Origin of the sequence: Aureibaculum flavum, from assembly GCF_016406085.1 — a bacterium.
GTDB classification, from domain to species: domain Bacteria; phylum Bacteroidota; class Bacteroidia; order Flavobacteriales; family Flavobacteriaceae; genus Aureibaculum; species Aureibaculum flavum.
Genome location: NZ_JAEHFJ010000017.1, coordinates 13,207 through 26,224 on the forward strand (window position 1 = coordinate 13,207; position 13,018 = coordinate 26,224).

At 32.9% G+C, this 13,018-nt stretch carries 9 protein-coding genes; 1 reads left to right on the plus strand and 8 read right to left on the minus strand.

Annotated elements, in window-relative coordinates; all coding sequences use genetic code 11:
* Positions 1-168: 168 nt before the first annotated feature.
* Together JBL43_RS19790 and JBL43_RS19795 are read right to left on the minus strand one after the other, a co-directional pair.
* On the minus strand, positions 169-1,878 hold the full coding sequence (locus tag JBL43_RS19790; protein ID WP_198843091.1) for a hypothetical protein: 1,710 nt from the start codon (positions 1,876-1,878) through the stop codon (positions 169-171).
* Between the two features lie 348 nt (positions 1,879-2,226).
* Positions 2,227-3,993 (minus strand): OmpA family protein, encoded by a 1,767-nt coding sequence (locus JBL43_RS19795; RefSeq protein WP_198843092.1) that lies wholly within the window; start codon positions 3,991-3,993, stop codon positions 2,227-2,229.
* Positions 3,994-4,479: 486 nt separating this feature from the next.
* Here JBL43_RS19795 and JBL43_RS19800 point away from each other — a divergent pair, with 486 nt between their 5' ends.
* The gene (locus JBL43_RS19800; protein WP_198843093.1) at positions 4,480-6,102 is read left to right on the plus strand and encodes a beta-N-acetylhexosaminidase; all 1,623 of its coding nucleotides are present in this window, start codon (positions 4,480-4,482) and stop codon (positions 6,100-6,102) included.
* A 129-nt stretch (positions 6,103-6,231) separates the two neighbouring features.
* Here the strand turns inward: JBL43_RS19800 and JBL43_RS19805 are convergent, their stop codons facing one another.
* From JBL43_RS19805 to JBL43_RS19830, 6 genes are all read right to left on the minus strand, one after another.
* A complete protein-coding gene (locus JBL43_RS19805; RefSeq protein WP_198843094.1) occupies positions 6,232-6,810 on the minus strand; it encodes a hypothetical protein in 579 nt (192 codons plus the stop codon).
* Between the two features lie 41 nt (positions 6,811-6,851).
* Positions 6,852-7,811 (minus strand): aldo/keto reductase, encoded by a 960-nt coding sequence (locus JBL43_RS19810; protein ID WP_233098839.1) that lies wholly within the window; start codon positions 7,809-7,811, stop codon positions 6,852-6,854.
* A gap of 130 nt (positions 7,812-7,941) precedes the next feature.
* Entirely contained in the window at positions 7,942-8,448 is a 507-nt protein-coding gene (msrA, locus tag JBL43_RS19815; RefSeq protein WP_198843095.1) for a peptide-methionine (S)-S-oxide reductase MsrA, read from the minus strand.
* 238 nt (positions 8,449-8,686) lie between these two features.
* Complete coding sequence (locus JBL43_RS19820; protein WP_198843096.1) at positions 8,687-9,814, minus strand: glycerate kinase; 1,128 nt, start codon at positions 9,812-9,814, stop codon at positions 8,687-8,689.
* Between the two features lie 17 nt (positions 9,815-9,831).
* On the minus strand, positions 9,832-11,478 hold the full coding sequence (locus JBL43_RS19825; protein WP_198843097.1) for a sodium:solute symporter family transporter: 1,647 nt from the start codon (positions 11,476-11,478) through the stop codon (positions 9,832-9,834).
* Between the two features lie 121 nt (positions 11,479-11,599).
* Positions 11,600-12,910: an amylo-alpha-1,6-glucosidase gene (locus tag JBL43_RS19830; RefSeq protein ID WP_198843098.1), complete on the minus strand. Its 1,311-nt coding sequence runs from the start codon at positions 12,908-12,910 to the stop codon at positions 11,600-11,602.
* Positions 12,911-13,018: the final 108 nt, after the last annotated feature.

Sequence of the window (13,018 nt, forward strand, 5' to 3'; positions counted from 1 at the left end):
ATTTTGTGCTTAAAAAGCATTATAATTTACGGAAGTATTACTCTTATATTCAGACATTTTCTATTGGTATTAAATTTGAATTCAAAATTTAATTACTACCAAAATCAAAATATGGAATTACATTTTTGGTCACCATTTAGAATTGCTCTATTACACTATTTTTTTTAATTATTTAATATAGCGTGCACTGTAATTTTTACCTTTTTTAGTCACTAAAACCTTATACGTAAATTGATGACGTTTTATGGTAAATACCATCCCTTTATCGCCATCTTCTATTCTTCTGATATTATCATATGTTTTATAATTACTACCCGACTGAAAGAAATCAGCTTCTTTAAAAGCATCAGTTATTTTTGCATCGTCTTGCGTTTTTTCCAATGTAATAAGACTGTAAGAACCGCTTTTATTAGTTTTCACGATAATGGGTGTATAAAACAAATGGTCGCAAAAAGTCATACCTTCAGCAGATTGATCAGGTGATAATGGCTGTAAAAAATCACGTGATTCTGCCGTAAACAATTCTATTTCATTGGCCTCAGTCAAGGGTTGAACATCCAACTTTTCCATTTTAAACACATTGGTTCCTTTTACAATGTATTCCTTATCATTGTGAACTATTTTTACATATTTGTATCCGTTACAGCTCCAATCTTTTGTGTTGTTTATATGATAATACATTGCCTTTCCAATAATTTTAACAAAAGTGCCTTCTGTGATAGATTCAATAACCTTCAGGTCTTCGTCTAAAAGTTGAATGTCTTTACCAAGTAACACGCCATCACTATTTTCCTTTTCAAAAGACAATCTAATTTTTTCTTCAGAAGGTGCTTGTTTAGGCATTATTGGTGTTCGTACTTCTTGATCTTTCGTATATACAATTGTGAAGGTTTTTTGAATATAATTGGGCATATAGAGATATGCATTATCCAACGTGCTCCCTGATGACAATACAACATATTTCTTACCAAAAATATTTTCTTCCGAAGCTCCATTCATTTTAGCTTCCATCATAACTACAAACTTTGAGTGTACCGCCTTTTTATAGTCTTCAAAAGTAATTTTAGGATTTGTTTTAAACATATCATACATGTCTTTACTCATCGTTTGTTTTGCAAAAGACATTTCTTTCGCTCTAATTCTTTGTCCCTTGTCATTTGTATTTACCATTGAAAATTGGGAATAATCGTCACTATTTTCAACATCTAATACCACCGAATTATTAATATAATCTATTACCGTAAAATTATAGCTTCCCAATTGTAGGGTTTTACCAATATCTGATTTGGTAATTTTTAAATGATCATACCCTTTTACAAAGCCACTTTCAAATTCGATAGAACCACTAAAATCTTCGTTCTTTATTTCTGTTTTTATGGGAAAAGAACTACTAATGGTTCTCCAATTATGTGAAAAACTAGTGTTATTGGCAAAACCAGAAGAGGAATGAGATCCAAATCCTGTACTACCCAAATCTTGAATAGCGAGCATCTCATTGTCATGTTCAATCTTATTTGATTTAATAGTTAATTTGAAAAAATCAAAAGAAATATCTTCCATAAACTCTGGAAAAAAGGAATTATATTCAACAATATGATTTGTAAACATCCCTTTTTTGATGTTTATGGTAGCATTTTTTATAAGCGTATCTAGGGCCGTTTTTAATTGCTCATTTGTGTATGTTTTAGAAACCTCCCATGGCAATTTATAATCGGTGTCTATTGTTGTAGCTTTTTTTTCGGGATTAAACAACTCTGATGTAACAGCATACGTGAATTTCTCAACAAATTCAAGCTCTTTAAGTTTAGTAGAGTCTGCTTTTTGAGCAAAAGACAAGCTTGAAATCAATAGTAGGGCAATTGTAATTGTTTTGGTCATAATTCTTATTAGCGATGAGAAATTGATCTTTCTTATACCTACCATTGTAAATAATACAAAAGACTTTTATTTAATTTTTTAAAATTCAAAAGAGCTTTATAAATTGTGAGATGATGTTGAACCTGAAATTAATTTATCTCTTATTTTAATGGTCATTTCCGTTTTCTTAGACTGTGACGAAGATAGCATTTATAGTACGATTAGTCGTATAAAAAAGACAGCCGTTTGACTGCCTTTTTTAAAAGTTCTCATTTGTTTTTCAGATATCCTTCTGCATACATTTTTCTACACTTCGTTACGAAAAACACGCGTTCTGAAGTTTTGAAAGACATAAGTGATGCTGGAATTCTAATTACAGATGACTCTAAATTCTGTTCTACGATTAATTTTATGTTCATCATCCGTACAGGGTACATTGTCAGCACATTTAGTATTTTTAAGCTCACTCTCCCCTGCTCCTCTAGCTATTAAACGTTCTTTGGCTATACCTAGCGTTACAATATAGGCAACAGTAGCATCTGCACGACGTTGAGATAATCTTTTATTATATGCATCACCACCTTGACTATCGGTATGCGACGACAGTTCTACATGGATGGTTGGATTCTCTTTCATTAATTTTACAATACGTCGTAAGTCTGGTAATGATTCTGATAAAATATCAGCCTTGTCTAAATTGAAATTAATATTTTCTAAATTTATTGCTTTACCGCATGGATCAATACACATTTCAAATTCAATAAATAAGGTTTTATTTCTATTATACGCAGCCGTTTTCACTTCTACTTCGTTTGAGTAATACCCATCTTTTTTACCGTTTAAAGCATACGTAGAGACTTGTTTCAGATGCACCAGGAAATCTCCTTTTTCATCAGAAATGGTATTCTTCTCCCCAGCATTAATCTTATCTCTAACTTTAATGGCTACACCTTGTATACCTTCTGCTTGACTACACTCTACTACATTTCCTTTAAGAATATAATTTTCATCTGTATACCAAATCACTTTTTCTACACCTAAACGACTGTTTTTTAAACAGGCCTCAAAATCCGTTTTACCTATTTTTTCAGCTTGTAAATCAACATCATGTAATTTACCTTTTACAACATAATCATCTGGTGCAACATCTTTAAAAACTACTTCACCAAATTCATTAGTAGTTCCTGTTTGTATTTCTGCACCCGTTAAATCTTCTAGTACAATTTCTGTATTCGCTAATAATTGACCCGTAAATTTATCTTTTGCTGTAATGTTTATCTTACAGGTTTCTGAGCACAATTCACATGCTTCTTCTTTCTTTTTAGTTTTGCCAAGTTTTAAGGTAACTCCCACAAACGCTCCGTACGATGAAATATCATGTTTAGAAGGTGTTGCTCTCATAATAGGTTCTGCTTCTAAAGTATTTACAGGTTGATCGTTTTTATCTCTCGCAACAAATATAGGTTGATACATTGCAGAGCGTCCTCCTTCACTTAATTCTTCAACATCCATATGATTCATATAATAGGCTCCAGCATTGATTCCAATATTTTTGGAAATATAATAGGTAAAACGAACCTGTCCTTTATAGGTAAGTACTCCAGAATCTTTATAACCTGCGTGAAAATTTAAGGGATGGGTAAATCTACCAGATGAACCTTCTAAATACGTTCTACCGCCATCAATATTGGCCAATCCGAAACGTGTATTTAATTCCGCCGTAAACTTTCCTGATTTTGTTCTGTATTGAAAGTTGGGACCAATACCATAAAACATTCGTGTAATTTTATCCTCACTTAAAGTAAAGGTATTTATAGGGGTACTTAAATCGGCTTCAAAAAGATTATCCGTTTTATAAGTACTTTTAGGTTGATTCATGATATAGTCAAAATCGATACCTACACCATACCAAGTCCAGTAATAATCTAGAGATAATCCTAAATCTAAACCACCTTCATAATCTATATAAGGCGTATCATTGTTATAGGTTGGAAAATCATAACCAAATCTGGGACTAATTTGAAAATAATTTCGATTTAAGGGTTCGTCTTTGTCTTGAGACTTGTTTTGAGCTGTTAGTGTAAATGCATTTGCAAATACGAATAATAATAGTACTGATTTTAATAATTTGTTCATAGCAAAAAGTTTAAAATGGTTGATATTCTTTTTCGTTTCCTTCAAAAAAGCGTTTGAAATATTCGCTTTTAAAAAAAAGCAATGAACCCATCTTGACTTTTTGAAATAAAATGAAAACCAAGATGAGTTCATTAACATAACTTTAACAAAGAGCGTACCACTTTTTTTAATTTCAAAAAAAAGATAGGTTTTGGATGCGGAATTATCATTTAAATGTTAACACACAGAAGCTCTCGCCAAGCAGAAAATATATTTATATTAATGTAGTGGTACAGAGCTGAAAGCAGCATATGACTATATGTAAGAATTGGCAGAGGGTATTAAATAATTTATGGTACATAACTATGTTGAAAATAAAACAATTGATTGCAATTAAAAAAACGCAAAGGCAAAGATAGTATCCTCAAAAGCAAATTCATTTGTAGTTTAAGCGATTAAATAGTGTTAATATTGCTTTTTAAACCCACTAAACATAATAAACTCATAATGAAGAAATTTATTTTTAAATTCGCTCTACTCTTACTATGCATTAGTTGTGCTGAAAAAAACAGAACTTTTACTATCGATGAAATAGCACTATTGCCAAAAGTAGATTCTCTAGTATTAGCAGCTGAATCATTTGCGTTTAAAGATGGACAACAACTTGTAATGAATGCTGAAGTACAACAAATTGCGGTAAATGACCTTATCCTTTTTGTAAAATCAACAGCTGATTTTGATGTAACTGTTAACGAGAATTCAGGTTCCATTTATTTTGAAAAATCAGAAGGTTTACCTGCCGAAGGATATGAACTTATAGTAACTCCAAAAAAAATAACGATTAAAGCTAATGACCAAGCAGGTTATTTTTATGGTGTACAAACGCTAAAGCAATTACTAAGCAAAGAAGTATCACCAGAAACGAATACAACCAAATACTTAGTGCCATCGTTAACTATACAAGATAGTCCTCGGTTTAAATGGCGTGCATATATGTTAGATGAATCGCGTTATTTTCATGGCGAGGAATTTGTTAAAGAGATACTAGATCAAATGGCATTATTAAAGATGAATACTTTTCATTGGCATTTAGTAGATGATGCTGGTTGGCGTGTAGAAATTAAAAAATATCCTTTATTAACCAAAGTTGGTGGCTTTCGTAAAGACTCTGAAATAGACACTTGGAAAAGTGGAAAAACTTCAGGAGAGCCTCATGGAGGATTCTATACGCAAGAGCAAATTAAAAGTATTGTTGCCTATGCTGCAACAAAAAATATAAATGTGGTGCCTGAAATTGAAATGCCAGGACATTCAAGTGCAGCTATTGCGGCCTATACTTGGTTAGGCACTGCCGGTATTGACATTGATGTACCTATAAAATTTGGTAGATTATATGATAATTACGATGTTACAAACCCAAAAGTAATAGAATTTTTAAAAGACGTTTTAACGGAAGTCTTTGAATTATTCCCTTCTGAAGTCATTCATATAGGTGGTGATGAAGTGGGGTATAAAGTTTGGGAAGATTCAAAACATGTACAAGCGTATATGAAAGAGAATAACATTAATTCACCTGCCGATTTACAAATACAGTTTACAAATACCATTTCAAAGTTTATTGAAGAAAACGGACGAAGAATGATGGGATGGAACGAAATAATGGGTAAAAATATCCACAAAGGTTTTGAAGAAAAAAAGAATGATAAAGAGGCTGAGACCGCATTAGCTAAAAATGTGGTAGTCCATTTCTGGAAAGGCGATGTAGCATTAGCTACAGACGCAGCTAAAAAAGGTTATGGTATTGTTAATTCATTGCATAGTAATACCTATTTAGATTATAATTATGAAGGGATTAGTTTAGAAAAAGCCTATGGTTTTAATCCTATTCCTGAAGGATTAGAGGAAAAATACTACAAAAACATTTATGGCTTAGGATGCCAAATGTGGAGCGAGTGGACGCCTACAAATAAGGATGTTGAAAGACAGACTTTTCCGAGAATTGCTGCCTATGCAGAAGTGGGTTGGACCGCCTTAGAAAATAAAGATTTTGAAAGCTTTAAAATTGCACTTAAAAAAATGCAGTTGCATTGGGATAGCTTAGGCATTAATTATGCTAAAGTGTTGAAATAACAACACTGGTTCTAATTTGAGCCAGATATACGCTTCAGTAAATTGTAAATGAGATAAACAAGCTAAAAACACGCTGTGTTTTTAGCTTGTTTATTTAACTTCTCTTTACTATTTTGGAAATAATCATCTCTATTTTTTAATATGCTTTGCTTTTTCTTCAGTATATAATGCTGCACATTGATCCATAAAATCACCTACGATTGCACCATCAAAATCAACTAAATTCTGGGTAGAAAACTTGAGGGTACGTTGTATAGGTGCCATTTTAATTAAGGCTTCTTTTTCAAGGTCGTAATAATGCCAATTGCCTATATATTTATGTGTATTTAAATTAATACTAGATTCACCACTGCCATCATTTGCCGCGTTTCCAAATTCGTATCGGCTCAACCCAATCGCTTCAATTTCCTTAGTTTTATCATTATATCTAAATTGAACCCCAAAGCCACCTCTCATAAAATTGACTTTAAAATGAAATCCGTTTTTAGCTTTTGTAAAATGGACCGACCCTGAAGGGTCTCCCATGGGCTTACTTTTAAAAATCTTATTTGGAGCCGATAATTTAGCATAAATATAGCCATCGTCTTCTTCAAAGGCAATCCACACCTTATCGGGAATCAAATCATGATCAATATTTACAACTAAGGTATCTTGTGCATACATTAGGGTTTGAAATAAAAAAAGCATGAATACTGTTTTTTTTAGCATGGTTTTAAATTATGATTTAAATTGAATACAGTTTAGTCTGTTTAATTCCACTTCAGTTGTTTTCTTTCTTTCCAATAATCGTAACTCGAAATTCCGAAATCTGTTAATTGCTTAATTTCTGCAGAAGTCAACGAAAATTGATTCGCTTTTAAATTGGCTCTTAAATGGATGTCATTGTTGGCACCACTCAGTACCATTGCATTTGGAAAAATTTCCATGCCATAACGTAGTGCAATAGCATCCGCACCTACCTTATATTTTTCACCAATATGCGTCATAAATTCATAAAGACTATTATATTTCGAATAGTTTTCGTTTGGAATTAATCGACCATTTGCCAAGGCTTCTTTAATAATAAAAGGTCCGGTACGCTCTTGTAATATTTTTTTATACTTTACAATGCTTTGATCCAACATATTAAAAGTACACTGAAAAGATTGAAACAAGTCTTCATTCTCCACTTGAATGGACAACGCCTTTTCCAAAACTTCAGTTTGATTATCCCCTGTGGTAGTTAAGCCAATGGTGATGTTATATTCTTTTTTCAGCTCGTGTAATCGTTTTAAAACCTCCGTATTTTCTAGAACTCCGGTATCTAAAGTAGCCGAGTGTATTTGATATACTTTTAAATACGGTAGTAACTTTTTAGACTGCTCCCATTGCTTGTTCAAGTTTACTAATGAATGCTCCTTTACTTCATGTATTTTTGCATTGGGATCAAAATTGGCCACATAAGTATAGCCCCATTTGGTTGAAACCACAATACTCGGATCGTTCTTATCTTTTAACCAGCCTACCATTAATTCTTCGGCTATACCATATCCAGGAGACGTATCAAAATAACGAACACCATTTTTATAAGCATTTTCTAATACTTCTAACCCTTTTTCTTTAAATTTTGGCAATGAGAATACTTCTTCACTAGCATCTTGTTTAATGTTAATGTATATTGGTCTACCAATAGCTGCTGTACCTAATCCTATGTTGTTTTTATGTTGCAAATTTAAATTTTAGTGTTCGAAATTTCAGGCAAAGAACGCAAAGAAATAAACACGCAAAGCTCGAAAAATATAAATTGACTTATTTTAATCTCTTTGTGATATTTGCTTGAAACCATTACTTTATTATTGGTTAAGCTTCTTTCTTCAAAAAACTATCTTCAAATCTTAAAAAGTGGCATGTATAACCATTGGGGTTTCTTACCAAATAATCTTGATGTTCGGGTTCTGCCTGCCAAAACGGTGCAAAAGGTTCTAGGGTTGTAACTACATTTCCATCCCATTTTCCTGATGCATTAACAATACTTATTACCTCCTCTGCTATTGCCTTTTCTTCCTCGTTTTGAAAGAAAATTGCCGAACGATAACTAGATCCCATATCATTTCCTTGTTGATCAACCGTAGTTGGATTATGAATTCTGAAAAAGAAATCTAAAATCTCTCGAAACGAAGTTTTATCGGCATCATATGTTATTTCAATACCTTCGGCGTGACCTGGATGATTTTTATACGTGGGGTTTTCATTTTCTCCACCTTGATATCCCACTTCAGTATCTATGACACCTGGGCGTGTTCTAAAAAGATCTTCCATGCCCCAGAAACATCCACCCGCTATATATGCTTTTTTAGTAGTACTCATACTTTATAATTTTTTAATTTCTCTTTTAAATTTTGTCATCAATTTGACCGTTTAAAATTAGAAAATATTTACCACTTAAAAATTAATTATATGAATTGTTAGCGATTGCTCCTACAAAAGCTCTTCTTCTTATGGATAGAGCATGCAAAACAGACAGAAATGGTTTGTTTTATTTTGATTTTTAAGATAACATATTTAAAAAATGAGTTTTCCTCGATAAGAGTATTTAATAACGACTCTACTTCTCTATTTCTTTTATGAAATTTTCCGCAATTGTTATCAAATAACTGGAGCTGTTTTGCATGGCATCCTCTAAATCTTTAGCTACCTCTATAACAGAAGCCGCATATTCAATTCCCATTTTTTTTAAGCTATATTCAGGTAATTCTATGGCACCACAAAAGGCAGCTACTTTTATGTGTTGATCTAAGGCAGAAGTTAGCACGCCGTTAATGGTTTTACCTGATAAGGTCTGATCATCCAATTTTCCTTCTCCTGTAATAATCCAATCTGCATTCTTAACTTGGGTCTCAAAATCAGCAATTTCTTTCACTAAATCTATTCCAGAAGTAAGTGCTCCATTTAAAAATAGTTGTGTGCCTACCCCCATTCCTCCAGCTGCTCCGCCACCTTGTATTTGCTGAACATCGGTATTGAAATGACTATTCAACACGTTAGAAAAATCTTTTAATCCTTGGTCAAGCATTTTAATATCTTCAGTTGAAGCACCTTTTTGAGTACCATATACATAGGCCGCTCCCTCTATTCCGTATAACGGATTGGTAACGTCACAGGCTATTTTAAAGGTTACATTTTTTAATGTTGCATTCACCTGGCTCGCATCTATAGACTTAATTTTTGACAAGTTTTTACCAACAGCCAACACTTCTTTTTTATTGGCATCTAAAAAGCGAAAGCCGAGTGCCGCTGCCATACCCGTTCCGCAATCGTTAGTAGCACTACCGCCAATACCCAAAATTATTTTGGTAGCCCCTTTTTTTAAGGCATCCAAAATAAGTTGTCCGGTACCATATGTTGAGGTGTTTTTACAATCGAGTTCTTCGGGTTTTAAAAGTTTAAGACCTGACGCTTCTGCCATTTCAATAAATGCCGTTTTTGTAGTACTCGCATATAAATATTGAGCTTCAACTTCTTTAAATAAAGGATTATTAACGTGCGTGGTAATAAAAGTACCGTCAAGATAATAATTAGCTACATCAATAGTTCCATCACCTCCATCTGCCAAAGGTAATTTTACAATGGTGTATTCTGGATTAATATGTTGAATACCTGATGCTACTGCATCACAAAATTCCAATCCCGTTAAGGATCCTTTAAATTTATCGGGTGCAATAACAATTTTCATAAGTTGTTGTATTGAGATTATCCAAAAATTGTGGGTACGAAATAACTAAAGATCACGATTACTATAAAAAATGCTACTAAAATATATACTTCTTTTATCATGAAGTCAGATTTTTTTATAGACACATTAAAGTTTGAAATACTTTTAACTTCAACATTTTTTGTTAAGGCACTCACTGAATAAGCAATTACCAACGAAAGTATTACACCTGTGAAATTTAACCAAATCCAAAATATTTCAAAACCTAAATCTACATTAAAAATTTCTTGCATGGTTTTTGAAAAAATAAGATTTACTAGAACGGCAACGATAATTCCGGCATTCATACCAATATGATTGACTTTTTTAGAGAAAAAAGCCAATAAAAAAGTTACTAAAACAGGTCCATAAAAAACGGAACCAATAGCATTAATTATTTCTATTACCGCACTTTTACTACCTCCAAAAAGAAAAGCACTTGCCATACAAATACCACCCCAAAACACAACAGATGCCTTTGAAATTGCCATATATTTTTTAGGTGATAATTTCTTTTCTCCTCTATTAAAAAAATCTTCAACGGTTACTGCAGAAAGTGAATTTACGGTAGAACTTAACGAAGACATGGCAGCGGATAAAATACCCACCATTAAAATACCAATAAGGCCGTGTGGTAAATATTTCATAATAAACACGGGTACCATTAGATCTACTTTAATACCATTAGTAGCAAATTCTTCAGGAAAATGTTTTTGTGTGGTACTTGCAATTTCCGCCAGAAAATCAGGAGCCAACATTACCAAACCACCAATAATTAAGCCCATAGTACAATACACCAATACTACTGGAAATCTCAATAAGCCGTTCGCCAATAATAGCGTTCGTATTGTTTTTTCATTTTTAGCCGATAAAAGCCTTTGTGCCTGAGTTTGATCACAACCATAATAGGATACATATAAAAAGAAACCACCAATAAGCATGGGCCAAAATCCATATTCATTGCCCTTGCCAATACCTAAATTATAGTCAATAACCTGTAAACGTTCTGGAGGGAATCCATTGGCTAAACCTCCGTGTTCTTGTACCAGATTCCAGCCAAAATACACACAAATAATTAAGCCTGTAAATAAAATAATCATCTGAATGGCGTCTCCCCAAACCACAGCCTTCATCCCTCCTTGCCAGGAGTATATAATAGTTATAACAGATATAATTAATATGGTATATACAAAATCAATGTCTAAAACAGCTTGTAATATAATGGCAATAGTATACACCATTACACCCGTACCTAAAGCCCTACTGATTTGAAAAACAATACTTAAAATTAACCGCGTTGAAGTACTAAATCTTTTCTCTACAAATTCATAGATACTTACCACACCCGATCTAAATAATGGGGGTACAATAACAATCATAATAAATATCATTGCTAATGGCACGGCAAACTCAAAGGTTAACCATTTCATACCACCATTTAATTTTAAGCCAACAAAGGCGGGTGCGGAAATAAAACTAATGGCAGACAATTGAGTTGCCATGGTCGATAAACTCAAAGGAAACCATCCTAAGCTTTTGCCCCCTAAAAAATAATCTTTTGAGTCTTTATTATCTTTAAAGAAAAAACCCATTCCTAAAAAGAAAACAATGTAAAATATAATGATACTATAGTCTAGCCAATTCATACTATTTACGTTTAAGGGTTGTTACTAATTGATGGACATAATTTAACAAAATTTTCTTCTAACAAATAATGGTCAGAAAAATTGAGTGTTTCCATATGAGCCTAATATTTCTAAATAATAATTAATCACTTAACATATCTATGAGCAGAGCCGCACTCCATGAAAAATCATTACCACCATAGCCTGCTCGTACTTCTCCATGTGCTTCTTTTCGAGCATCAAAATACTCATAAAACCCATTAATTTCTATTAATGCTATCGTATCTTGTTTTACTCTTTCTGCAATATTTTTGTATCCATATTGTGTCAATCCTTTATAAAGCATCCAGTTTAGGTTGATCCACACTGGACCTCTCCAATATTGTTTCGGATTGTACCGCTCGCTAGTTGGATCAAAAGAGGCACATAAATACTGTTCTGGATTACCAAATTTTGTCATCATTGTATTTACCATCTCTGCTGCTCTTTCCTTATCGGGAATATTTGCAAACAACGGAGCAAATGATGATGACGAAATATATCTTAATGGCTTGTTATTTCTTAAATCATAATGAATATAGCAACCCAACTCTTCGTCATATAACTTTGAATTAAAAGATGTAATACTCAGTTGTTGCCATTGCTCTAATTGACGTACCTTATCCTCATTATTTCCTATACGCTTATAGAGCTTTATCAAACTTTCATTCGATTTGATAAGCATGGCATTAAATAGTGGATCTTGTACCAAAAAAGGTGATAATTCTGCTATTTTTTCATCGCTATAATTGTGCTGTTTTGCAATTTCTATGATGTGTAAATAATGATCATACTCTCTTTTCGAAGGACGTTGTGATGCGTCAACATGCGAAGTGTCTCTTCTTTTAAAATCATATCTTGGTGAATCCACGGTAGCCCAAATATCATCCCAAATTGGCGAATTATCGGTACCAGACTCCCAGTTATGGTAAATATATACCAGACCTTCCTTATTAATATCTCTGTGTTGATAAAAATAGCGATGGTTAGCATATACCTTATCAATTTCTGATTCAATAAAGGTAAGTAGATCTTCTTTATCTGGGCTAATATTATACATTTCTTCTAATACAAAACCGGTAACGGGCGGTTGTGTCATCCCTGTAGATTTGTATTTTTTTGATGATAACGGATGTAAATCTGAACGGTGAAAATCTGCACCAGGAAAATAGGTATCCGTATCAGTATGGAAAATAATATGTGGTATAAAACCATTTTCCCATTGAGCATCGAGCAATGTCGAAATTTCTTGTTTTGCTTTAGGCATATCGAAATGAGCAAAGCCTATTGCTATAAAACCTGAATCCCATAACCATTGAAAGGGATATAAATTCTTACAAGGTAAAGTGAAACCACCAGGTTGATAATTCTCAGTAAGAATGTGCTTTGCCTTTTTAATTAAATTTTCGTGCATATATAATAAAATTTATGGATAATTAGAATGAAAAAAGAGTACAAAGATGTCTGCTGGATGGAAATCCAATATCCATCAATGTACTCCAACATTTACTAAAGAAACTAA

Excerpts from the sequence above, each read along its gene's own strand:
- JBL43_RS19790 (WP_198843091.1), bottom strand. The coding sequence starts at position 1,878 with ATGACCAAAACAATTACAATTGCCCTACTATTGATTTCAAGCTTGTCT.
- JBL43_RS19795 (WP_198843092.1), bottom strand. The coding sequence starts at position 3,993 with ATGAACAAATTATTAAAATCAGTACTATTATTATTCGTATTTGCAAAT.
- JBL43_RS19820 (WP_198843096.1), bottom strand. The coding sequence starts at position 9,814 with ATGAAAATTGTTATTGCACCCGATAAATTTAAAGGATCCTTAACGGGA.
- JBL43_RS19825 (WP_198843097.1), bottom strand. The coding sequence starts at position 11,478 with ATGAATTGGCTAGACTATAGTATCATTATATTTTACATTGTTTTCTTT.
- JBL43_RS19805 (WP_198843094.1), bottom strand. The coding sequence starts at position 6,810 with ATGCTAAAAAAAACAGTATTCATGCTTTTTTTATTTCAAACCCTAATG.
- JBL43_RS19830 (WP_198843098.1), bottom strand. The coding sequence starts at position 12,910 with ATGCACGAAAATTTAATTAAAAAGGCAAAGCACATTCTTACTGAGAAT.
- msrA (WP_198843095.1), bottom strand. The coding sequence starts at position 8,448 with ATGAGTACTACTAAAAAAGCATATATAGCGGGTGGATGTTTCTGGGGC.
- JBL43_RS19800 (WP_198843093.1), top strand. The coding sequence starts at position 4,480 with ATGAAGAAATTTATTTTTAAATTCGCTCTACTCTTACTATGCATTAGT.